We start from the raw sequence: 23,246 nt of genomic DNA on the forward strand, positions 1-23,246 counted from the left end.
AACTCCGAAAGGAAATACCAGATGGCAAAGTCACTGCCGTATGTGAACCCCTATGCGTATCTCGTCGCCACGGCACTTGCCGTGATGCCGGTACAGGCCCATGCCCAGGAAACGCAGGTGGCGCCCTGGGAACTGACGGGAGAAGCCTTGCATTCGACGATCGGCGGGGTCCGGGCCGGACAATCGCTCAAGCCGCAAAGCTGGCCGGGCGGAGCGAAAGTCGCCGTGATGTTTTCCTTCGATGCCGACTTCGAGGCCGCGCATGTTGTCGGTCTGCAGCCCAACCCGGGGCCGGGTCAGTACGCCGAGGGAGAATATGGCGCCCGTGCGGGCCTGGACAGGGTGCTTGCAGCACTGGCCAGGTACGATGTTCCGGCGTCCTTCTTCATCCCGGGGGCAAATTTCGAGAGCCATCCGGAGATCGTCGGCAAGATAACCGCGCCCGGCATCCACGAAATCGGTCTGCACGGCTGGATCCACGCGCCAAGCCAGGCGGTTCCCCTGGAAGCCGAACTCGCTGCCGCCCGCAAGGCCCTGAGCACCATCGAGGCGGCCACCGGCACGCGGCCTGTCGGCTACCGCGCTCCCATGTGGCAAGTCACGCCGGACACGATGGCAATCCTCCAGGAACTTGACCTCCTCTATGACAGTTCCCTGATGGCGGATGACAATCCCTATCAGCTCGTGGCGGCCGGCAAGCCCCTGGACGTGGTGGAACTTCCGGTAAGCTGGCTGCTGAATGACTGGCCGCTTCTGCACGGTCTCAGCCCGGCGCATACGCCGGCGCGCGATGTGCTGGACATGTATGTTGACGAGTTCGACCGGGCCTATGCGGAGGGGTCGAGCTACACGATCACCTTGCACCCGCAGATCATTGGCCGCCGGTCCCGAATTTTCATTCTGGAAGAGCTTCTCAAGCACATCGCCTCCCATGATGGCGTCTGGTTTGCCACCCACCGGCAGGTCGCGGAACACGTCTCGCCGGGGATCAACTAAAGCCCGGCGGATTTCACGGAACAACAGGTCCGGGCTCCGGACGAAGGCAATCGGCCGCCGCAGCGAGCAGCGTGTTGTGGCCGGCCGGTTGCGCCTTTCAAGTTTCAAGGATGACAACAATGGACCAGATGAAGGCATTTGCGGTCTTCGAGGCCCTCCCGGCAAACCACCCCGACTGCTTTGTTCGCGTGGACAGGCCGGTCCCGGAGGCTAAGGGGCGGGATCTTCTCGTGCGTGTCGACGCGATTGCGGTCAATCCCACCGACGTCAAGGATCGCAATGCCGTCAAGGGGCGTCTCGAGGACCCGCTGATCCTGGGGTGGGATTTCTGCGGGACGGTCGTGGCAACCGGCAGCGATGTCGGCAGATTTGCGGTCGGCGACAAGGTGATCGCCGCGGGAGACGTCAGCCGGCCCGGGTGTTATGCGGAATATGTGCTCGTCGATGAACGTATCACCGGTCACAAGCCCGTGGGCCTGACGGATGAACAGGCGGCGAGCCTGCCGTTGACGACACTCGCGGCCTGGGAAGCCCTTTTCGAGAAGCTGAAAATACCGGAGGTCCGGCACGGAGCCCAACCGGCGCTTCTCATCATCGGCGGAGCGGGGGGGGTGGGGTCCATGGCCATCCAGTTCGCGCGGCAACTGTCTTCGTGCACCGTGATTGCCACCGCATCGAGGCCTCACTCCAGGGACTGGTGCCTGGATTTGGGAGCCCATCATGTCATCGATCACAGCGGGGACCTGAAAAAGCAGCTTCGGGATCTGGGACTGGATGTCGTTCCCTACATTCTGAATTGCAGCGACAATCTTCCCTATTGGCAGCTCATGAGCGATCTTGTTGCGCCGGAGGGAGCCGTCTGCCTGCTGTCCAGCACGAAGGCCAGGCTCGATCTTGACCTGTTCATGGTGAAAAGCGCCAGCATCCACTACCAGCTGATGTTCACTCCGTCCTTTTTCCAAACGGAAACGATGACCCGGCAAGGCGACATCCTCGACGACCTGAGCGCGTTGATCGGGTCCGGCAGGATACGGCATGTCCTGACCCGGTCCTTTGGTCCGATGGACGTCTCCTCCCTGGCAAGGGCGCATCACGAGGTCGAACAGGGCAGGATGATCGGCAAGGCCGGACTGTCGAGGCCGAATTGACGGACTGTGGTAACAGGCACTTGGCGCTGCTGTGCCGCACGGACAGCCGAGGCAACCTGTGCGGCTTTGCGCAAGGTTTTCCGGGGGCGATCTTTCATCATCAGCGGGGCTCTCGCGATACGATTGAAAATCTCGGTTCGTCCCCTTGTCACGCAATCATCAGGACCCGACATGTGGATGCCGGATATCATCCATAGGGCGGGCAGGAGCAAAATCATGACCCAATCCGATACCGCAGACACGGCCGGTGCGAACACGCAACCTGAGACCATTCAAGGCGGGTGCCTGTGCGGTCAGGTGAGCTTTCAAATCGAGAACCGGTTCGACAAGCTCCTGCTGTGCCATTGTGCGCAATGCCGCAAGACCACCGGTTCGGCGCATGCGTCGAACCTTCTCGGGCGGGCGGAGACCCTGGTGTTTCTGGAGGGAGCGGACCAGGTGCGCGAGTTCCGCCATCCGGAACGGGACTTCACGAAAGCCTTCTGCAGCCGGTGCGGCGGCGCGCTTCCGTATGTCACGGGCGATGGCAGCACCTGCATCGTGCCGGCGGGCGCGTTGAACGCGGAACCCGAGGTCGCCGAACTCGACAATATCTTTTCCGAGGAGCAGCCGGGATGGAGCGAACAGGTTTCGGCGGCCCCGCGCCACGTCGGCTTCGGCTCGGTCTTTGATTAAACAGGGAATATGCCATGATCAGTTGTTACGTCCGGTACGAGATCGATCCGGACAAGGTTGCCGAGTTCGAAACCTACGCAAGGATGTGGATGCCCCTGGTGGCCAGGTTCGGCGGCACGCATCACGGTTATTTCCTGCCCCATGAAAGCGCGAATGATCTGGCGGTGACCCTGTTTTCCTTCCCCTCGCTCGCCGCATACGAAGACTACCGGGAGCGGAGCATGTCCGATCCCGATTGTCAGGAAGCCTATGACTTCGCGCGGCGAACCGGGTGCATACGCCGTTACGACCGGCAGTTTCTGAGGCCGGTTCTTCCCGACAAGGGGTAAGACAGCTTGCCGGCGATGGGGCGAATGCGGGACGGGAAAAGCCGGAGCGCGCGAGCGGACCCTGAAAGTTGGCGGTAAAACGGCCTGCACGGGCGCTTGCAAGAAGACCGGCGCCCATCCGGCGCGTCCGGCCGGATCTTCGGCCGCAACCCTGGCTGCGCAAGGCATGTCCCTTGGTGTCCGGCCAGACCGACGCCGTCACGACTTGCCAAAATACTCGTCGATTGCCCTTCTGGTGTTCGGTCCCATGATCCCGTCTATGGTGCCGTCGTAGTAGCTGGCATCGTGCAACAGCGATTGCAGCTCCTTTCGCAGCGGTTCCGGCCAGGTCCTGAAACCGGAGATGACACGCTCGTAGACAACCTCGTCGCCGCGCTCCAGACCGTCTGCCACGTGATCCATGACCTCCCACTCGGACAGATCGTCTTGCGCGGGGTCGTAAAGGTCGATCAGCGCAATGATTGCCGCGGTGCTTTTGAGGTCCGCCGCGCGCGTGTAGGTCTTGAGACGTCCGGCCCGGTCTCCTGCCGGCTGACTTCCGGCAAGCTCCATCAACCGTTCCGCCTCTTCTGCCTCCTGCCGGCTTTGCCCCGGCGCGGTCTTGCGGTTTTGAGCCTTGTAGTCGGCGGCGAGGGACTGAGCCGCCCGCCAAGCTGCCTCGCGCTTGTGCTTGAGCGCCAGCCTTTGCTGGGGATCCAGCCAGACGGCTGTTTCCGGATCGATCTTCTCCAGCGAACGGATGGTCATTCTGGCATCACCCCAGGCCTTGGCCGAGAAATAGAGCGAGTTGATGATGCATTCCGCCTTGGTGTCGGAGTAACAGTGTTCGGTATCGAGCGCTGATGCCACGTTTCGTTCGATGCTCCCGACATTATCGGACGCAAATCCATAATTCTTGCCCGCGGTTTGCCAGCGCTGAACGGCTTTCAGGTGTTTGTCGGACGCAGGCTTCCAGTTGCCACGGATTTCTGCCGCGAGATCCTCCGCGTCTGTCCGGAGGGCGTCCGCTTCTCCCGTCTTGCCCTCGGCCTCCAGCTTGTCGGCAATGCGCGCCAGAAGGGGAGGCACTTCTCGGGCTAGAACGCCCTCCGCCAGCATTTTTCGTGCATCCTCGAAAGCGCCTTTTTCAATCAGGAAAACGGCCGCCGTCTTCGCCGTCCGTGCGAATTGAATGTCGATCGAGTTCTGCCAGCCGTCGCCCCAGTCGTGATCGCGTTTGGCGATCTGGGAGAGGGCGGCCCCGATGTTGCCCTTGGCGGTGTGATGGAGCAGGTCGGTCATGCCTGCAAAATCATTTTCCTTTCCCGACAGTTTCACGACCTGATTGCGCGAGCGCCTTATTCCGTCAAAGTTGCCGACCATCAGCGACATGCGGGCGACGGTGAGGGTGTCATACCACTGTCCCAGCGGGTTGAACGGATTGCCGCCGGTTTCAAGGATATGTTTGAGCGCCTTTTTTGACGACGACAGCGCAGCCCAGGCTTCCGGGCTGCCGGGGTCGTGCGCGAGGATTTCTTCCGCCAGCGCCTTCCACTCCGACTGTGGCCGGCCGTCCAGGACCTTGTCCCTGAGATCATTTTCCGTGAGGTATACGATGTTCTTGTGCCAACGCTGCTCGCGTGCGAACGGGTCGTTCCGCCCTGCCGAAAGAGCAAGTCGGACCAGATCGTTGCGACGGTACTCATCGTCGGCAAATGTCGCGGCAGGAACAGCCGGAAGCCAGGTGCCCGCGATGTGTGGGAAATAGTGCCCCAGGTCGATCACGCCTGCCTGCAGGCTTTTCCAGAAATCCTTCGGGTCTTCGTATCGTTCATGGTCTTCGATGATGGCAATGATGTCGCCGACATCGTCAAGGTTGTCGCGGAACAGATGGTCCCGTTCCGACGGGCTGTAGTCATATCCGACGGCATCGGCCGCCTCTCGCGCCCGTTTGCGTGCCTCTTCAACGATGATCTTGTTGCCCACCTCCCGGGCGCGCCACTCTATCGACTTGAAAAGTGACACTTTCTTTGGATCCTGGAAGCTTTGCGGATCCTCAGGCATGTCCGGAAACTCGGCTGCGGCAGCGAGCGCGCGTCTGAAGAGTTCCGTTTCCCCCTTGGCGATCTCCTGATCGACCCGTGCAATCTCGTCTCTGACGGCCTGTGCGTTGGGCGCCTCCGGCATCATCACAAGGTACAGGCGGAACAGCATCGCCGACTTGATCAGGTTTCCGGCTTTCGCGTTTGCCAGGGCCAGATTGAAGACCACGGCAGGGTTTGGCCCGGTCTCTTCCTGGACGCGATCGAGCCCCTTTATGGCCGTTTCGAAATCGCCGTTCTGGGCAGCCTCGATGCTTTTTTGGTAGAGAGCCTTCCAATCGCTGAATTCCGCCCTTGCCGGGATCGAAGTGACAAGCCCCAGGAAAAATGCAGCGAGAATGACCGGCAGCGCGCGCATGGCTGGTTCTCCTATCGCGGTGACCCCGCCAGATCGGCTCCGGCAGCAAAGGGATCGGTCAGAAACTCAGCCCAGGCGTCCCGCTCCTCGGCGCGCAGGCGCTCACCAATCACCTGCCATGGCGGGCGAAGCTCCGGGTCGTGCCGATTGAGGTTCTCCGCCGCGAGGCGGGTTTCCTGCAGGTCGCGCCAGACGGCTTCGAGGCGTGTTTCGTTGTCCCCGGACGTGAGGAAGGATGGAGTGGAATCGTAGCCCTTCGCCAGTCCTCGGGCATGAAAATAGGCGAATGTCGCGGCGTCATCATCCCAGGAGATCGCGCCCAGGATATCGAGAGCGCCGTCGTAGTCGCCATTCGCCAGGCGGATATAGGCATCGACCATGCTGTCCGTGTTTTCGGTTTTTTCCGCCTGCTCCAGCACCCTTTGCCTGAAGTCGTCCCAGGCGCCAAGACCCTCGACGTAGTGGAGCGCCGCCTCTTGTTCCAAAGACGCGCCGGACTTGCCCGGCATTCCTTGGATGTCGGCCAGTTTCCTGCGGTCAGTCTCGTCGAGCAAACGGTAGGCCGGACTGTTCAGGATCGACGCGAATTCCTTCGGATACGCAAGGGGATCCGGAGGCGGGCAGTTGATGGCCCCGCAGTCGCGGGACCAGTCGAGATAAGCCTCGGTTTGAGCCAGTCCGGAAACGAGACCATAGGCTTCCAGAGAGCCATAGTCACTGGGGTCTGCGGCGTAGCTTTCGCCAAGGTGACGGGCGGCGGCCTTGTAGTCGCCGTTCATCCAGGCGTCGACCCCTTGCCGGTAGCGCACATTGTTCAGCTTCGATACCGCCAGTTGCCCCTTGTGCAGGCCGTGCAGATAGATCAGGGCGTCGCGTGCACTCCTGTTGTCGGGGTCTATCTCCAGCACGGCTTCCAGGTCACGAATGCTTTTGTCCCAGTCGCCATCTCCGCTCTGGAGAGCGTCGAGGAGGTAATTCGCTTTAGCGCTCGGAACGACAGCGACCGGGTCCATGAAGTTCAGTCCCGAACTCGTCGGGCTTGCCGACGTGTCCTGGCTTGATCTGGCCGCATCTGCGATCCGGCCTTCACTGGCTTCGGCCTGCCTCATCAGTTCGGCCTTGCCTTCCGCAGTTTCCCTCTTGCTCAGGAGGTTGGAACGCATTCCCGCCAGCTGTTTGAAGTTCCCGACATTCGCGCAGTCGTCGTCATGGCCACACAGGTCGAGGGCGGCGTCATAGAGCCTGACGGCATCCGAAAACCGTTTCTCATGCTCCGCCTTGATGGTTTCTGCACGGTTCAGGTTCCAGGTATGGACCTTGCAGCCCGCGCGGCCTTTCCTGCAGTATTCAAGGGCGGCTGCGCAGTGGCGCATCAACGTGGAAACGCTGTCGTCCGTCCAGTAGCTTTCATCAAATGCGGCCAGGCATTTCTTGTTTTCTGCCGTGGCGCGCCGGCGCCATTCGGACAGTTGTTTCTGCTCGCGGATCTTCTTTTGCTGGCTGATGCTCGGTTTCAGTTTGCCTTTGCCGGTGTTGGGCTTGCCGGTTTTTCTGTTCGGCGAATACCCCTTGCCACCGCCCTGCCTGCAGAAGGTGATGCTGCAGTTTCTGGCGTGTCTGCCGCATTCGGAAAGCGCATAGTTTCGCGCATTGGACTTGCTCGGAGACTCTCCCCAGCCCCAGGAGCCGTCCGGTGCGCGGGCCTCGCAAAACCAGCCGTGTCCCCGCGGGGTCGTGTAGAAGTCGTCTTCGACGATCGTGTCGTCATCGGAGGGCGGTGGAACATAATCTTCGCAGAACGCGACGCAGACGCCATCGATAATGTCCTGCGCCGTGGCCAGTTGGGGAAACGCCAGGAAAACGAGAAAAGGCAGACAGACTGCGAGATTTTGCAAATGCCTGGTTACAATGGGGAGGGGGGACTGAGCGCACGCGTCCTGCCTTTGACCGCCATATTCGGAGCGGCAATTGACGCGATTGGAGTACCGGATGGTCGTCATGGCCCGGGCTTTTGCAAACCGCCTCCGAATTGTGAAGGAACCAACAGACGCATGTTAGCAAGTCTGGCAAGCGACCGGAATTGCAATTTGAACCCTTGAGAGTTTGATCAGGTTTCTACCTGCCCCCCCCCGACACTGGGGTCGATTGGACCTGGATCAGGCCGTCGGCGGTCCTGTGGCGGCCTCGCGTCACGAAGACGCGAATGTGACCTTCACGCCGCGCTGGCGAAAGTAGGCCTGCAGGAGCTTGCGGCCGGACCGGTTGTTCTGGACGAGCCTGGCCGGATCCAGGACGGCCTCTTTCAAGCTCTCGCGCTTCAATGCGGACTTGAGGTCCGCGATATGCCGGTCAATGTCCTCATTGTCCGCCTGCAGGGACTGGTAGATGCGGTCTGTCGCAGCCGCTACGCTCACGTCGCTCAATGGTGCATTCCTAGTGTTGTTTTGCTGGCCCGATGCTGTTTTGCCGGCGATTACCACATTTTCGAGCCGGAGACCAAAGAGAGTTGGCCGCGATGGTTCTGAGAGACTTCAAGGAGCCTCGGCAAGCCCGCGCCGGACCGTACGACTTCACCGGTCGGTTGCCCGGCTTTGCTGAGAATTATGACGGAAAAATGTGAGGTGGATGGGCGCGCAGAGGCATGCGCCCGGCAGCAAAAGGATCAATAACCACAGGCGCGATGATGTTTCCCGCTTGTCCTCTCGTGGTCGCAACAGCCACCAGCCGGACGTTGTCGCGACTTCGACAAATTGCGGCCAAATCCTTCCGGCTCAACACATTACGCTGCTGGTTTCGATTGACCTCGACCGGCGATTTTTGCAACGCGCTGAAAAAGATATCCGCACCCCAAAAAAACGATGGCCAACAGCGCTGGCCCAAAAATGCTCCAGGTAACCCATACGCGGTCAATGTGATTTTCTTCAATTGAGCCGGGGAGATAGCGAACGGAAATTGTCTTGCCCCTGGCGAGATCCTTGTAAAAGGATTCGGAGACCCGGCGTTCCTGCTGATGTTTCCGGCCATCGGCTTCAAACGAGTAGGTGACGTAATAGTCGGTTCGCAAACTGGAATCCACGACCGTGCCGCTGCCGCCGCCGTAGGTGCGCATCGTGCGATAGGTGTCCTCGCGCAAATTGAGAACAGTTGCCTGTCCGGTGACACCGGAAACCGCCATGCGAATGGCGTCAAAACTCGTGAAAGCAAGGGCTATGCATAACAGGAACGCGACGACGTAGAGGAAATAGCTGAAATAGCGCAGGACCTTGGCGGCGTCCGCCGGGGCGGTGCCGTTGGTCTTTTGTGTCGTTGCCTGAGACATTAGCCGCTCCAGCCGGGTTGGAGGTCATTCATTGCAGTTTCAAAAAGGCGGAATTCGACAATTCCGGTGGGCAAGGCTACAGCAAGCGAGGTGATCGGACATCACACAAACGTCGCATGCGCTGCCGGGTTTGCTTGTCTAGGGTCGGGACCCATTTCAATCAAATTCATGAGTCCTGACCCCAGTTTGCCGGGCAAGTCGTCTGAAAAGGTAACGTGATGAAGAGCAGCCACGAGATCGATTACACCGTCCATGGCGGTGACCTGCAATTTGTCGAAATCGAGCTGGATCCCGGTGAGACCGTGATTGCCGAGGCCGGTGCCATGGTCTTCATGGAGGAGGGCATCACCTTCGAGACGAAGATGGGAGACGGTTCCAATCCCGATCAGGGGCTGTTGAACAAGCTGGGCGGGGCGGCGATGCGGGTGTTTACCCAGGAATCATTGTTCCTGACCCATTTCACGCATCAGGGAAATGATCGTTCACGGGTTGCCTTTGGTGCGGCCTATCCGGGACGGATCGTACCAATTGATCTTGGCAGCCTTGGCAAGCCGCTGCTTTGCCAGAAGGACGCCTTCCTTTGCGCGGCTTTCGGCACCCGCTTGGCAGCGGCCTTTCACAAGAAGATCGGAGCGGGCCTGTTCGGCGGGGAAGGATTTGTGCTGCAGAAGCTGGAGGGCGACGGATTGGCCTTTGTGCATGCCGGCGGCACGGTCATTGAGAAAGACCTCAAGGGCGGGAAACTGCGCGTGGACACCGGCTGCCTTGTCGCATTCGAAGACGGCATTGACTATTCGATCGAGCGGGCAGGCAACCTGAAATCGATGCTGTTCGGCGGCGAGGGCCTGTTTCTGGCGACCTTGCAGGGACACGGCCGCGTCTGGCTGCAATCCCTGCCATTCTCGCGCCTGGCCGATCGCATTCTGGAAAACGCACCCTCCGATGGCGGCAATCAAACCGGCGAGGGGTCGCTGCTGGGCGGTGCGGTCAGCCTTTTCCAGAAGCGGTAGCAGACTGCGCAGGTCCAGGGGCAGCTTTTCAGGACAGGCTGCAAGCGCCTTGTCCCGTCATTGGGGCCAAGAGGATCTTTGCAGTCCGGCACCGGATAGCAACAACAACCGAGCGAATCCGGGCGATCTGATCCAGATCACCTCTGTAGAAGGCGACACTTGCCGAGCTTTAAGGCGAAAGAAATGAAGGGCTTGAAGACCTATTTCACGACATTTTTCACCAATCCGTTCATCATGGTTTTTTTCTGCCTTGGCCTGGCACTGTCGTTCATCGGCTTCAGGGCCATGTATCATTTCTATGAGGGGAATTATACCGTTCCGGTTGTGGCAACCGTCGTCAAAACCGCCAAAATAGAGGTAACGAATTCAGGCGGTCGGTTGAATCAGGGCTATCAAATTCACTACAGCTACCAACATGAAGGTCAAGGGTATCAATCAGACCGGTACAGCTATAGCTACGATACCCCGAAAGATGTGCTCCAGTTTGAGCCCGGCGATACACTTACGGCCTATGTCAATCCGGAGAACCCGAATTACGCCGTGATAGAAAATGAATTCACCTGGACCAATATTGCCGCATGCGTTCTGGGAGTGTTCCTGATCCTGTGGGCATTTGTTGTTCACGGCAGAATGTCGCTCTGATATCGGGGGGGGGGAGGCGCAAATTACCCCGCGTGGGGTAAGCGGTGATCGTCTTTGTTCAATATCGTCCCTGGTCGCACCAGGGGATTGACCGTGACAATGAACACCGAAGATGCCTTCAAAATGATCGGCTGGATTTACGACGCGTCGCTGGATGCCGAGCAATGGCCGGACTTGCTGTGCAGCTTTGCCGATGCCTGTCGCATGGAAAATGCGGCACTTGTCGTCGTTGATCCCGAAACTGCCTTTTCGTCTGTCCTGTCGCCACGGTCCGATCCTGATGTTGCAGTGGCCTATAACGACTGCTGGTGGCAGCACGACCCGACCGCCGAAACCGCGACAAGGTCCCCCGCAGGACATATCACCACCCTGGCCGATACCGGCAGGGACAAGTTTATGGCAAGTGCCTTCTACAACGATTTCTGGCGGCATTCAGGCCTTGGTGCCGACCGGTTGGCGGCCAGCCTGTTCACGAGGGGGAACGCCTTTTCCAGTCTCGTTTTGCAGCCGCCGACACACCGGGACTTTATCAGTGACGAGGCTTATCAAACCGCGGCACTTCTTGCCCCGCATGTGGCCAAGGCTGTTGCCATCGGCCGCCGGTTCCATCAACTCGAACTCCAGCGGATCGTGTTGGAGCAATCCCGCCAGCCGGACCATGCAGGATCGATTGTGGTTGATCAGGACGGGCACTGCCTCCATGTAGACGGTACGAGCGAAGACCTGATGCGAAGCAGCACCGTTTTCAAACTAGAAAATGGTGTCGTCCGGCTGTGTGATGACAAGGCGGATTTGCGTTTCAGGACCGTTCTTCAATCGCTTGCCAAGGGCAGTCTGGCGCTCTACAGCACAAAGCCGATCCAGTTGGAGCGCCCGTCCGGCCAACCTCCCATTGAGCTTGAAATACTGCCCTGCCGGGCAGAAAACCATAATCCGGTGGGGCGCCGGGCCGTGGCGAAACTCATTTTCAATCATCGCGAAATTTCCCTGTCGGCCCGGCGGCAGGGCTTGCAACAACGGTTTGGCCTGACACCCACGGAAGCGGCGCTTACGCTCGAGATGCTGAAGGGCGACGGACGGTCGGCCGCCGCGGGCCGGTGCGGCATTTCCATCAACACGGCACGCACACACCTGACACGCATATTCGAGAAGGTCGGCGTCAAGCGGCAGGCTGAACTGGTCCGTGTTGTGATCGATAGCGAAGGGTAGAAGCGGGGCTACCCAGACCAACCTCAACAATCGGATGCCGATCGGATGGCCCGTTTCGGCTCGCCGGACGGCGTTGCGATGCTTGACCGGTCAACCAGGCCTGCAAGGATTTGCAACGACGTTGCCGGGCAGGAAGCCCGCTTGTCGCGTTTTTCCTGGAGCGTTTTCCGATCAATTGGGGTCATTTGACCGAGCCGGTTTGTTGCGCCATCTCAATCAAATGAAGGAGCCCTGTCCCTATGAACTCCGAACGCGCCAGCGTGCCGCGCGGGATTCCCAGGGCTGTACCAGCACGTGCTCGATGACCAGCATGATGGCGACGAAGACCAGCGAATAGGCGAGCACATGGGCTATGTCGAAGAGCTGGAAATAGAGATGGATCATGAAGCCGACCCCGTCAGGCCGGCCAAGAAACTCGACCACGAGGACGATCTTCCAGATGACTGCCAGGCCGTTGCGCACGCCCGCGGAAAAAAACGGTGCCAATTGCGGCAGCCAGACATGACGGCAGCGCATCCCAAGGCCCATGCGATAGACGTTGGCCATGTCCGCGATCTTGGGATCCATCGAGCGGACACCCTCGCGGATTGTCACCGCCACCATCGCGGTCTTGTTGATCGAGACAGCCACGATCGCGGCGGCCTCATTGAGCCCGATCCACAGGTAACACAGCACGATGACAACCAGGGCCGGCAGGTTGAGGAAAAAGATCACCCAGGGGTCGACCCAGCGGTTCACGCGCGGCATCAGCCCAAGGGTGATGCCGAGCAGTGTTCCCATGGTCATGGACAGGAAAAACGCGGCACAGACCCGGCCGAATGTTGTCATCGTATGAAACGTCATTTCGCCGGACCGGATCTGGTCGACAATCACGGACCAGACGGCGACGGGGCCGGCGAGAACGCTCTCGTCGCCGACGAGCCACGACAGCAGCATCCAGCCCGCGACAAGGCCGGCCAGCGACAGCGCCAGAACGGCGCCATCCGGCAAGCCACTGTCTTCCGTCCCTCTCAACCGCACCGCCATCGTCTCCAGGTCAAACGTGTTGCAATCGTCCCGATGATAAGCCGGATCGGGCATCGGCGGGTCCGGACTTTGGTACAATACTGGGCCGAAAATCCTGCCGGTATGCTCGCCGGACAATGGGAGGATTTCAGCACACCCTGCGGATTTTTCTGATCGCGGCCACCCTGCTGCTGGCTGCGGCGTCAACGCGTGCGCAGGGCCTGACGGAAGAGGAACTGGCGGCCTTCGTGATGCCGCCCTTTTCCGTCGGAGACCCCGTCAACGACAAGGGTGTCCGGACACTCCTGAATTCGGGCGGGGCTCCGGCCGGTTTCGTCCTGGAAACCGGACAGCTTGCCCCTCTGCCCGGCTTTTCCGGCGCGCCGATCAACATGCTGGTGATGCTGGATCTCGACGGCCGCTTCCTGGATGTGCAGCTTATTTCCCAGAACGAGCCCGTGTTCGTTTCCGGGCTTGGGGAGGCGCCCTTCCGCAAATTTCTCGAACAATACCGCGGCCACTCCCTCCAGTCGCCTCTTGTTGTCGGAACCCCATACGGCAAGGGGCAATCGGGCGGCGAACTGGTCTATCTCGACGGCGTCACAAAGGCGACGGCCAGCGTCCGCATCGCGCATGAGAGCATTCTTGCGGCGGCCCTTGCCGTCGCCCGGGAAAAGATGCGTGGCATGTCGGCGGGGCCGCCGGCCTATCCCGACCCGGACCATGACGAAGCGCTTGACTGGCGGACGCTTGTGGAGACAGGGCTGGTGACGCGTCTCACGGTTCTCAACCGCGAAGTGGAGGCCGAATTTGCCGGCACCCTGTGGGAGGACGACGATCCTGCCGCCCGCGAGGCGCCGGACGAAGTCTATCTCGATCTGTGGCTGGCCGACCTCGGCCCACCCGCCATCGCGAGGGCCCTCCTGTCGCAGGACAGCTACGACGAGCTCCAGAACTTCCGGTCGGTCTTTCCGGACGACGAACCGATCCTGGTCGTCGATACGGGCCGGCACGGCCTTGTCTCCGAAAGCTTTGTCCGCAACACCGCGCCGGACCTGTTGTCGGCGGAACAGGACGGGTTGCCGGTGGCGCTGCGCGACGCGGATCTTCTGGTCGAGTTCGCAGCGGATGTTCCCGAAGCGCTCCGGGACGGAACGGTCATGATCCTTCGAACGGACCGCAGGCTCGGCTTCGATCCGACACGCGAATGGACGTTGAAGGTTCAGGCGGTCCGGGCGCATGGCGCCTTCCAGCCCGAGCTGGGCACCGCCTCACTTGCCGCCATCCACAAGACGGACGGCCGTTTTTTCCTGCGCTCCGGGGGCGCCGCTCCCGCGCCTGCGTGGCTGGAAGCGATCCGCGGCCGCGCGCCGGATCTTGTTGCACTCGCGGTGTTTCTTGCGGGCCTGATGGCCTTGCTGCTGGTCTGGCCCGGCAGACTGGCCGCCCTGAAACACTTTACGCCGGTCCGCCTGGCGGTCCTTGTGTTCGTGCTCGGTTTCGTCGGCTGGTGGGGGCAGGGGCAGCTGTCCGTCGTGACCGTGCTCGGCACCCTGCGCACCGCGATCGACGGGGGCAGTTTCGCGTTTCTGCTCTACGATCCGTTTTCGCTGTTGATCTGGTGTGCGACCGTTGCCGGGTTCGTGCTGTGGGGGCGCGGGTTCTTCTGCGGCTGGCTGTGTCCCTTCGGGGCCCTGCAGGAATTTGCCCACCACGCCGGCCGCATCCTGCGTTTGCCGCAACTGGAGCCTTCCCGCAAATGGGACGCCCGGCTGAAAAAGCTCAAATATGCCGTTCTGGCGCTGTTGATCGCAACGGTCCTGGTCTCGCCCGGGAAACTCGACACGGCGGCGGAAGTCGAACCGTTCAAGACCGCGATCACGGTGGTCTTCGCGCGCGAATGGCCCTTTGTCGCCTATGCCGCATTCTGGATCCTTCTGGGGGCGTTCACGTTCAAGGGGTTCTGCCGGTATGTCTGTCCGCTCGGCGCCGTCATGGCCATCGGCGGCCTTGTGCGCGGGCGCGACTGGATCGCCCGGCGCAATGCCTGCGGCGATCCCTGCCAGCTTTGCCGCGTGCGCTGCAAATACGGAGCGATCAGCCCCGCCGGAGCGGTGGACTATTCGGAGTGTTTCCAGTGCATGGATTGCGTCAAGATCCATGACGATCCCGGACAATGCGTGCCCCTTGTTCTGGCGGCGCGCAACGGCGCGGGCAAGGTGGCGGGCCGATGATCACCAGACGGCGCTTTTTGACCCTGACCGCAATGCTGCTGACCGATCCGGCGGCTGCCATGACCGTCCCTGTCCGCTGGCGGGCGCGCGCCCTTGGTGCCGACGCCGAAATCACGCTTTATGGCCCCCGGATCTGGGCTGGCGATGTCCTGAAGCACGCCGAACGGGAACTGGTGGAGATCGAACGCCTCTTCAACCTGTTCGATCCGGCCTCGTCCCTGTCCCGGCTCAATCGGCAGGGAGCGCTCGTGGAAACGGACCCGCGCTTCCATCATCTGCTGGCAGCGGTGGACCGGATGCATCATGCGACCGGCGGTCTGTTCGATCCGACGGTCCAGCCGCTGTGGCGGGCCCTTGCCGATGGCCGCGGCGTATCACGGGCCCGGGGCCTGATCGGCTGGTCGCGGATCCGCCGCGAGGCCGCGCGCGTCCGACTTGCGCCCGGTCAGGAAGTGACCTTCAACGGCATTGCGCAAGGCTATGCCACGGACCGGATCAGGGCCCTCCTGAAACGCAAGGGTGCGGCCGAAGTGCTCGTCAACATCGGTGAGTTCGCCGCGCTCGGCGGCCCGTGGCGCCTCGGCGTGTCGGATCCGCTGCACGGCCTGGTCACCACGCGGACACTGACCGGCCTGGCGCTTGCCACGTCAAGCCCGGGGGCCCTGAAGCTCGCCGGACGGGAAACGCATATCCTGAACCCGGCCGGCGGCAAGCCGGTCTGGTCGACGGTGAGTGTCGAGGCAACATCGGCCACAATCGCCGACGGTCTGTCCACCGCGCTTTGCCATGCCGATCTTGGATCGGTCCGCCGGATCGTGTCCCGCCTGCCGGGTGTGCGGCGGATCACGCTGATCGACCCGGACGGTGATCTGGTGACGATTCGGACGTAGTGCCGCTTCAGCGTTCGGGACTTGTGAAACTCAGACCGTAACCGGCAAAGATCTTCTCGATCCGTCCGCTCTCCAGACCGGCGCGGATGGCATCGTCGACGGCATAGGCCAGGGGGCGGTAGCGGAAATTCACCGCAACGCCGACGGTCCAGCTGCCGGTTGCGAAGCCCGGCAAGGGCGGCTGGTGAATGCCGGTTTCCTGGTTCAGGCCGAATTCAAGCTGGGCCTTGGGGCCCATCACCGCCTTGACATCGCCGGCAACCAGCGCGGCCATTGCCGCCACGGTGGAAGGATAGCGGGTTATGTTCCGGTTAAGCTGTCCACCGGCCAGGGACGACAGATAGAAATCGGCGATGGAATCGTTCTCGACACCGACGCTGTCGAACCTGAAAAAGGCCGGGACCGGCGGTTCGTCTTCATAAACGTCCTTGCGGTAGGCGATCGCGACCGCCTCGTCGTAGTACTGGCCCGTGAACACGACCTGCTCGACGCGGCAGGCAAATTCACTGTCATAGGGCACATGCAGCATGACGTTGGACACCCGGCCACCGATGATGGGGCCTTTCCAGACATTGTTGCGCAGGTCTGCATCCAGGTTCTCGCCGGCGGGTACGAAATTGAACCGGGCCTCGATGCCGAGTTCGTCCGCGATCAAGCGGCCGATCTCGATATCGACCCCCCTGGCCTTTCCGCCCTCCCGATAGGAATAGGGCGGAAAATCCTGGTAGACCGCGAACTCGAGAAATCCGCGGTCGCGGATCGCATCCAGGTCCTTGCCGACGACATCCCGTCCGGTGTTTTGCGGCTTGGGACCGGGTGTATAGCCTTCGCAGCGCGCAAGGGCCGTCCCGCCAAGAGCAAGGCTGACCGCAAGCGCCGTCAGAATTGAAACCACGCGTCGCATCGTGTCCTCATTCGGCAGCGGACAGGCCCACGGTCAGAATTTCCGCAGCGGCCTTGTAGGACGCCGGCGTTCCGTCGATGTTTTTCGACGCCCGGTAGGCAATGCTGTCGGCCTTGGGCGCACCGGAACCGGTCTCGATCTTGCTGGCGATTTCGGCGAGCTCCGTTGTCACGGCTTCCTGGTCGGCGCTGCCGTCACCGTTTTCGGCCCATGTCTCCAGCAGGTCGCGCAATTCCTTCAGCCGGGGCATGTGATCGTCCAGCGCGCCCTCGTCGGGACGGGTCTCGACATAGGTCCGGATTGCCCAGGCCGCCTTCTGGCCGAGCAGTTCGCCAAAAGCCGGCATCTTGGTCGTGCCGTTCTGCGTGTAACCGAACTGGAAACGCTCGGCGAACCATTCATCGCCGAATTCTTCCGCCTCGAGATAGCGCAGATCGGGCGCCAGGCCGCCGGACACCGCGCCGAGGCCGTGGCAGCGGGCGCAGTTCTGGTTGAAGGCAGATCCGCCGATATCGATCGCGGTCTGCCAGACTTCCGGCCCCATGTTCCGGTAAGGGTTCTCCGTCAGCCACTCCTCGCCGACATCCGGAAGGGCATCGGTGTTGACCGGCTGTGGTGTGACATCGCCATGTGCGAATGCCAGGCCGGTGGCGGCAATAAGCCCCGCCAGGGTGAAAGACAGTCGGGTGCGCGTGTTAGCCATGGTTCTCCTCCCGAAACAGGCATAATCAAGCTCTCGTCGCGGTCGATCATCCGGTCATCGGGCCATGAGCGGTACTGTACTTTGGTGCCAAGACCGCGCCTTGTACCTTAGTGCAATTTTCCTCCTGCCGATTCGTTGCAAGGCTTTTTCCCGGAGGAAGCCATGCTTAGGATCACCTTGTGTCTGTTCGCGATTCTGGCGGTGGAAACAGCCGCCGCCGTCGAGGTGCATGTTCAGTATCTGCGGCAGGAAATCGACGCGCCCCCCACCTTGTCCAATCTCGATGAGGAGCCCGATGATCTTGGTCTCGCGGGCGCCCGGGTCGGGCTGAACGACAACCGGACCACCGGTTCGTTTCTGGGCCAGACCTATGAACTCGGCGTGACGTCGCTCCCCCCCGGGTCGGACATCACCGAAGCCGCAAACGAGGCGCTGGCCAAGTCCCGGTTTCTCATCATCGATGCGCCGGCCGGCGATCTTCTGGCCGTTGCGGACCTGCCGGCGGCCGAGGGTGCCCTGATCTTCAATATCGCGGCTCCCGAAGCGCGGCTTCGCGATGCCGACTGCCGCGGCAATGTCTTTCATACGCTGCCGTCCACGTCGATGCGGACCGACGCGCTCATCCAGTTTCTTGTCCGCAAGAGATGGGACGACCTCGCGCTGATTGCCGGAATGCACCCGAAGGACACGGAATATGCGGCGGCCCTGAAGCGGTCGGCCACCAAGTTCGGCCTTGAGATGTCTGCCGAGAGGACCTGGGCCTACGACGCCGACATGAGGCGGAATGCCGCTCAGGAGGTTCCTCTTCTCACCCAGGAGCTGGGCGACCATGACGTTCTCCTGATAGCCGACGAGATTGGCGATTTCGGACGCTATGTTCTCTACAACACCTGGGAACCGCGCCCAGTTGCCGGTTCGGAAGGCCTGACGGCCGTGACCTGGTCCCCCGTCGTCGAACAATGGGGGGCGGCTCAGATGCAGCAGCGCTTCGAGACGTCCGCAGGCCGGTCCATGCGGTCGAAGGACTATGCCGCCTGGGCCGCCATCCGCACGATCGGCGAGGCTGTCACGCGGACCGGTTCAGGTGAAGCCGCGCGGTTGCGCGACTACATCCTCTCTGAAAAATTCGAGCTGGCCGGCTTCAAGGGACGCCCGATGACCTACCGGTCCTGGAACGGTCAGCTGCGCCAGCCGATCCCCATCGTGCACCCCCGCGCGCTGGCGGCACTCGCGCCGCTGGAGGGGTTCATGCATCAGCGGACCGAACTTGACACGCTCGGGCTTGACCGGCCCGAAAGCGCCTGCCGGGCATTCGAGGATTAAACCATGCTACGACTTGCGGCAGCCCTGCTGCTCTTTACAGCCTCTCCGGCCGGTTCGGCGGAAATCTGGGTCACGAACGAGAAGGACGACACGATCAGCGTGATCGACATCGATACGCTGGAAGTGACCCGGACGATCGCAACCGGCGAGCGGCCCCGCGGCATCACCTTTTCAAAGGATTTCAAACGCGTCTATGTCTGCGCCTCGGACAGCGACACCGTGCAGGTCCTGGACCCGGTCACCGGCAAGATCCTGCATGACCTTCCGTCCGGCGAGGACCCGGAGCAATTCGTGCTCCATCCCGACAACCGGCATCTTTATATTGCCAATGAGGACGACGCGATCACCACCGTTGTCGACACGGAAACACGGAAGGTTGTTGCCCAGATCGACGTGGGCATCGAGCCGGAAGGCATGGCCGTGTCTCCGGACGGCAAGGTCGCGATCACGACGTCCGAAACAACCAACATGGCCCACTGGATCGACACGGCCACCCATGAATTGTTCGCCAACACCCTGGTTGACTCCCGTCCGCGCCATGCCGAATTCACGCAGGACGGCGCGCAATTGTGGGTGAGTTCGGAAATCGGAGGAACGGTGACGGTCTTCAGGACCGCCGACCAGGCCGAGGTCGCCAAGATCCATTTCGAGATCGACGGCATTTACCGGGACCGGATCCAGCCGGTCGGGTTCGAATTCTCGGCCGACGGCAGCCATGTCTTCGTGGCGCTTGGTCCGGCCAACCATGTCGCGGTCGTCAACGCGCGGACCTACGAGGTCGAAAACTACATCCTGGTCGGGCGCCGCGTCTGGCACATGGCATTCTCGCCGGACAAGTCGCTGTTGTTCACCACCAACGGCGTGTCGGGCGACGTGACCATCATCGATGTCGCCGCGCGCGAAGCCGTCAAGACCGTCAAGGTGGGCCGTTTTCCCTGGGGAGCCGCCCTGCGGCCCTGAAACCCGGGAGGGACCTGTGAAGAAACTGCTGACCCTTCCGCTTCCTGTGGGCTCTGCCGGTGTCACGCAGCGTGAGGAGATCTCGATCAAGTGAGCGGTCTGTCGGTATCCGGTATCTCCTATTCCTACGGCGCGAAGCGGGCCCTGGACAATGTGAGCTTTCGTGCCGAACCGGGGCGCTTTTGCGCGCTCCTGGGCCCCAACGGCGCAGGCAAGTCGACCCTGTTCGGACTGCTCACCCACCTCTTCACGACATCTAAGGGGCGGATTCGCGTTGCCGGCCATGACCTTGCCGAGACTCCCAGAAAGGCGCTTGCCGAAATAGGTGTGGTCTTCCAGCAGACCACACTCGATCTCGATCTGACGGTAAAGAACAATCTTCAGTACTTTGCTGCGCTTCACGGTCTTTCCGGTCGCCAGGCGGGCATGCCGATCGACAGGGCCCTGGAGTGCCTCGGCATGAGGGAGCGCGCCGACGAACGCGCCCGTGACCTCAACGGCGGCCACCGGCGCCGTGCTGAAATCGCCCGTGCGCTCATCCACGGCCCCTCCGTATTGCTGCTGGACGAGCCGACCGCCGGTCTCGACACCGCCTCCCGGGCTTCGCTGACCGACCATGTCCACGATCTGTCCGCCAGTGACGGCCTGACCGTTCTTTGGGCCACACACCTGACGGATGAGGTCCGGGCCCACGACCAGCTTGTCATCCTGCACCAGGGACACATTCTTGCCGATGGCGTGGCCTCGGACCTGACCGGCGATCGATCACTTCCGGACTATTTCCTTCAGGTCACCGCGGCCCCGGAGTCATGACCTGGCTGATCGCGCTCAACGCCATCACACGACGTGAACTTTTCAGATTCCTGCGGCAGCGGGGGCGCCTGATCGCGGCACTGGTCCGTCCACTTGACTGGCTTCTGGTGTTTGCCGCCGGATTTCGGGCGGCGCTCGGACTGTCGATCACGCCGCCATACCAGACCTATATCACCTACCAGACCTATATCGTTCCCGGCCTGTGCGGCATGATCCTACTCTTCAACGGCATGCAGTCCTCGCTCTCGCTGGTTTATGACAGGGAGATGGGGTCGATGCGCCTGCTGCTGACCAGCCCCTTGCCGCGCTGGTGGCTCTTGTTCTGCAAACTTCTGGCGGGCAGCGTCATCTCGATCCTGCAGGTGGCGACCTTCCTGGCTGTTGCCGCGGCTTTCGGCATCAGGATGCCCTGGCAGGGCTACTTGGCGTCCTTGCCCGCCCTGCTGGTCGCGGGCCTCATGCTCGGCGCGCTCGGCCTGGCCCTCTCGTCGCTGATCAGACAGCTTGAGAATTTCGCCGGCGTCATGAACTTCGTGATCTTTCCGATGTTCTTTCTGTCCACCGCCCTCTACCCGCTCTGGAAGATGGCTGAAAGTTCACGCCTGTTGCGTGACATCTGCGCAGTCAATCCATTCACCCACGCCGTCGAGCTGATCCGCTTCGCACTTAATGCCCGATGGAACGGCGCGGCCCTTTTCTGGACCATTGTCGTCGCCGCCCTGTTCATGCTCCTGGCCTTGTGGGGATATGATCCGGCGCGCGGCATGATGCGGCGGAAGCGGTAGAAAAACCGGCGGGCAAGGGGCTCCCTATGTCATCTTTCCGGATGCACACAGCTTCAGGTGCCGGGACCCCGTTTGGCGCTCGTCGACCACCACGGCCGGACTCCCGTCAAGCCTGAGAATGCGCGAGGCCAGGCGGTCCGCTTCGTCTTCGCTGTGGGTGACAAGTACGGTGGCCGGAGAATGGTTCGTCCGGAGCCTGAGAAACAGGGACATCATCTCGTCCGCCATCGCCGGATCCAGCGAGACGAACGGCTCGTCGAGAAACAGGACCTGCGGTGCCACCGCAAAGGCGCGCGCCAGCGCCAGACGGCGCTGCTGACCGAGCGAAAGCTGACCGGGAAACAATGCCTCACGCCCTTGCAGTCCGACCTCCGCGAGCGCCTCGAGCGCTTCGCTCCTGCCCGTGCCGGCGGTCAGGCAAAGGTTTTCCAGCGCGGTACGCCAGGGCAGCAGCGTGGGTTCCTGGAACACCATCCCGATCCGCTGCGGTACGGAGCGTCGACACGCGCAGCTGCTCTCCAGCCCGCACAGGATGCGCAAGAGGGTGGTTTTTCCGATACCCGACGGCCCCGTGATCGCGACCGTTTCTCCCGGCCGGATCTCGAGGTCGATCTTTCCCAGGACGGGCGTGCGGCCGTAACAGAAGGATTTCAGCGACAGCGACAGCACCGGAACAGCCGAACACCCTTGCCTGTCATGGTTCAATCCGGCCATGAAACACTCCATTCCGGTTTTTCCGGCTTCGGCCGCAGCGGCCGGCGCGGCGTCAGCTTCCGAAGTGAACGAAAACACCGTCGGGCAGCGCCTTTGCCTTGCCGACCAGTTCTTCGCCCGTCAGTTCGACGACCAGGTCGAACATGCGTCGCGCCGAGGTTTCGTCGACCGGTCCGGGCGCGGGGATTCCCTGCCGGAAACCCGCCTTGAGGGCCTCGAACTGGGCATCGGTTTTCGCCTTCATGAGCTCGCGCAGACGGTCCCATTCCGCGTCGTCCCGGGCCAGGATATCCTTTGCCGCCCGCGATGCCTGCGCAAATCCCTGCACAAGGTCCGGATTGTCGCGCAGCAGGGCGCCGTCGAACACATAACCAAGCAGAGGCATGTCGGGATCAAGACCCAGGGACTCCGCTGCCTGAGCGACCGATACCAGCTCGCGCATGCCGCCGGCCTTCATCTTGGCTGCGAAATGCCAGAAGTTGATAGCACCGTCGAGATCCCCGGCGAGGGCCGTCTTGTAGATCAGGGGAGGGGCACCGAAGACCTGTTCCGTCGAACCGGCGAGATCGAAGCCGTGCGTTTTCATGGTGTAGGCGTTCAATATGAGCCAGCTCTTGTCGAGCGGACCGCCCGCGATGCCGATCCTGCCGCCCTTGATGTCGGCCAGGCTTTTCGCGGGACTGTCCCCGGAAACAAGCAGGCCGCCGACCGATTTCGAATAAGGCAGAAAGACGAAGTCCTTGCCGGCTGCCCTCTGCCGCGCCACCCACAGCCAGTCGGAAACGATGATGTCCGCTTCTCCCCCCTGCAGGGCGATCTTGGCGGCAGCACCTCCGGCAACACCGTTCACTTCCAGGTCAAAACCGCGAGCGGTATCGAGCTGGTGATGTTTGATGGTGTCCAGTTCCCAGTTCACCGTACCGAATTTCAGGACGGCGATGCGGAGAACGGGTGTCTCGGAGAACGCCGTGGCACATGTGGCAAGGAGCGCCAGAAAGGCTCCCAAAACGACTGTCGAACGCATGATTTCCTCCCGGTATTGCAGTCCCGCACACCCCGCGATTGCATCGGAACAGTTCTGTTGCCGTGCAAAGGACGAACGCGGCTCCCGTCATCGCGCACCTCAGCCAGGGCTGCAGGCCGGGGCG

Annotated in this window: 22 protein-coding genes; 13 read left to right on the plus strand and 9 right to left on the minus strand. The window is 61.7% G+C overall.

Translation table 11 applies throughout. The features are described from left to right. Nucleotides 1-21 precede the first annotated feature (21 nt). From O6760_RS14840 to O6760_RS14855, 4 genes are all read left to right on the plus strand, one after another. On the plus strand, nt 22-996 hold the full coding sequence (locus O6760_RS14840; RefSeq protein WP_269586137.1) for a polysaccharide deacetylase family protein: 975 nt from the start codon (nt 22-24) through the stop codon (nt 994-996). A 119-nt stretch (nt 997-1,115) separates the two neighbouring features. Continuing rightward, complete coding sequence (locus O6760_RS14845) at nt 1,116-2,144, plus strand: zinc-binding alcohol dehydrogenase family protein (RefSeq protein WP_269586138.1); 1,029 nt, start codon at nt 1,116-1,118, stop codon at nt 2,142-2,144. A 216-nt stretch (nt 2,145-2,360) separates the two neighbouring features. Then, nucleotides 2,361-2,819 (plus strand): GFA family protein, encoded by a 459-nt coding sequence (locus O6760_RS14850; protein WP_269586139.1) that lies wholly within the window; start codon nt 2,361-2,363, stop codon nt 2,817-2,819. 14 nt (nt 2,820-2,833) lie between these two features. Continuing rightward, nucleotides 2,834-3,148 (plus strand): NIPSNAP family protein, encoded by a 315-nt coding sequence (locus O6760_RS14855; RefSeq protein WP_269586140.1) that lies wholly within the window; start codon nt 2,834-2,836, stop codon nt 3,146-3,148. Nucleotides 3,149-3,346: 198 nt separating this feature from the next. Here the strand turns inward: O6760_RS14855 and O6760_RS14860 are convergent, their stop codons facing one another. From O6760_RS14860 to O6760_RS14875, 4 genes are all read right to left on the minus strand, one after another. Beyond that, nucleotides 3,347-5,587, minus strand: coding sequence for a peptidoglycan-binding domain-containing protein (locus O6760_RS14860; protein WP_269586141.1), 2,241 nt, complete (start codon nt 5,585-5,587; stop codon nt 3,347-3,349). An 11-nt stretch (nt 5,588-5,598) separates the two neighbouring features. Next, complete coding sequence (locus tag O6760_RS14865; protein WP_269586142.1) at nt 5,599-7,482, minus strand: tetratricopeptide repeat protein; 1,884 nt, start codon at nt 7,480-7,482, stop codon at nt 5,599-5,601. Between the two features lie 294 nt (nt 7,483-7,776). Then, the gene (locus O6760_RS14870; RefSeq protein ID WP_269586143.1) at nt 7,777-8,010 is read right to left on the minus strand and encodes a hypothetical protein; all 234 of its coding nucleotides are present in this window, start codon (nt 8,008-8,010) and stop codon (nt 7,777-7,779) included. A 356-nt stretch (nt 8,011-8,366) separates the two neighbouring features. Continuing rightward, nucleotides 8,367-8,906 carry a DUF3592 domain-containing protein gene (locus tag O6760_RS14875; protein WP_269586144.1) on the minus strand — a complete coding sequence of 180 codons (540 nt, stop codon included), beginning with the start codon at nt 8,904-8,906 and terminating at the stop codon, nt 8,367-8,369. 218 nt (nt 8,907-9,124) lie between these two features. On the opposite strand from O6760_RS14875, the gene O6760_RS14880 reads away from it, so the two are divergent. From O6760_RS14880 to O6760_RS14890, 3 genes are all read left to right on the plus strand, one after another. Beyond that, nucleotides 9,125-9,916, plus strand: coding sequence for a TIGR00266 family protein (locus O6760_RS14880; RefSeq protein ID WP_269586145.1), 792 nt, complete (start codon nt 9,125-9,127; stop codon nt 9,914-9,916). Nucleotides 9,917-10,075: 159 nt separating this feature from the next. After that, nucleotides 10,076-10,558, plus strand: a complete 483-nt coding sequence (locus O6760_RS14885) for a DUF3592 domain-containing protein (RefSeq protein WP_269586146.1) — start codon at nt 10,076-10,078, stop codon at nt 10,556-10,558. A gap of 93 nt (nt 10,559-10,651) precedes the next feature. Then, entirely contained in the window at nt 10,652-11,767 is a 1,116-nt protein-coding gene (locus O6760_RS14890) for a helix-turn-helix transcriptional regulator (RefSeq protein WP_442969905.1), read from the plus strand. 237 nt (nt 11,768-12,004) lie between these two features. Here O6760_RS14890 and O6760_RS14895 read toward each other — a convergent pair whose 3' ends face one another. Continuing rightward, on the minus strand, nt 12,005-12,793 hold the full coding sequence (locus O6760_RS14895) for an ABC transporter permease (protein WP_269586283.1): 789 nt from the start codon (nt 12,791-12,793) through the stop codon (nt 12,005-12,007). Nucleotides 12,794-12,909: 116 nt separating this feature from the next. On the opposite strand from O6760_RS14895, the gene O6760_RS14900 reads away from it, so the two are divergent. Next, nucleotides 12,910-15,006 carry a 4Fe-4S binding protein gene (locus O6760_RS14900; protein WP_269586147.1) on the plus strand — a complete coding sequence of 699 codons (2,097 nt, stop codon included), beginning with the start codon at nt 12,910-12,912 and terminating at the stop codon, nt 15,004-15,006. After that, nucleotides 15,003-15,896, plus strand: a complete 894-nt coding sequence (locus tag O6760_RS14905) for an FAD:protein FMN transferase (RefSeq protein WP_269586148.1) — start codon at nt 15,003-15,005, stop codon at nt 15,894-15,896. The genes O6760_RS14900 and O6760_RS14905 overlap by 4 nt, the downstream gene beginning before the upstream one ends. Nucleotides 15,897-15,903: 7 nt before the next feature. Here O6760_RS14905 and O6760_RS14910 read toward each other — a convergent pair whose 3' ends face one another. Then, entirely contained in the window at nt 15,904-16,800 is an 897-nt protein-coding gene (locus O6760_RS14910; RefSeq protein WP_269586149.1) for a transporter substrate-binding domain-containing protein, read from the minus strand. Nucleotides 16,801-16,807: 7 nt separating this feature from the next. Next, a complete protein-coding gene (gene pedF, locus O6760_RS14915; protein ID WP_269586150.1) occupies nt 16,808-17,503 on the minus strand; it encodes a cytochrome c-550 PedF in 696 nt (231 codons plus the stop codon). 162 nt (nt 17,504-17,665) lie between these two features. On the opposite strand from pedF, the gene O6760_RS14920 reads away from it, so the two are divergent. The 4 genes from O6760_RS14920 (at nt 17,666) to O6760_RS14935 (ending at nt 21,384) form a co-directional block, all read left to right on the plus strand. Then, nucleotides 17,666-18,826 carry an ABC transporter substrate-binding protein gene (locus O6760_RS14920; RefSeq protein ID WP_269586151.1) on the plus strand — a complete coding sequence of 387 codons (1,161 nt, stop codon included), beginning with the start codon at nt 17,666-17,668 and terminating at the stop codon, nt 18,824-18,826. 3 nt (nt 18,827-18,829) lie between these two features. Continuing rightward, nucleotides 18,830-19,786 (plus strand): YVTN family beta-propeller repeat protein, encoded by a 957-nt coding sequence (locus tag O6760_RS14925; RefSeq protein ID WP_269586152.1) that lies wholly within the window; start codon nt 18,830-18,832, stop codon nt 19,784-19,786. A 90-nt stretch (nt 19,787-19,876) separates the two neighbouring features. Beyond that, complete coding sequence (locus O6760_RS14930) at nt 19,877-20,599, plus strand: ABC transporter ATP-binding protein (protein ID WP_269586153.1); 723 nt, start codon at nt 19,877-19,879, stop codon at nt 20,597-20,599. After that, complete coding sequence (locus O6760_RS14935) at nt 20,596-21,384, plus strand: ABC transporter permease (RefSeq protein ID WP_269586154.1); 789 nt, start codon at nt 20,596-20,598, stop codon at nt 21,382-21,384. The genes O6760_RS14930 and O6760_RS14935 overlap by 4 nt, the downstream gene beginning before the upstream one ends. 24 nt (nt 21,385-21,408) lie before the next feature. Here O6760_RS14935 and O6760_RS14940 read toward each other — a convergent pair whose 3' ends face one another. Continuing rightward, nucleotides 21,409-22,098 carry an ABC transporter ATP-binding protein gene (locus tag O6760_RS14940; protein ID WP_269586155.1) on the minus strand — a complete coding sequence of 230 codons (690 nt, stop codon included), beginning with the start codon at nt 22,096-22,098 and terminating at the stop codon, nt 21,409-21,411. Nucleotides 22,099-22,150: 52 nt separating this feature from the next. Next, nucleotides 22,151-23,122 carry an ABC transporter substrate-binding protein gene (locus O6760_RS14945; protein WP_269586156.1) on the minus strand — a complete coding sequence of 324 codons (972 nt, stop codon included), beginning with the start codon at nt 23,120-23,122 and terminating at the stop codon, nt 22,151-22,153. Nucleotides 23,123-23,246 lie beyond the last annotated feature (124 nt).

Origin of the sequence: Roseibium sp. Sym1, from assembly GCF_027359675.1 — a bacterium.
GTDB lineage: Bacteria > Pseudomonadota > Alphaproteobacteria > Rhizobiales > Stappiaceae > Roseibium.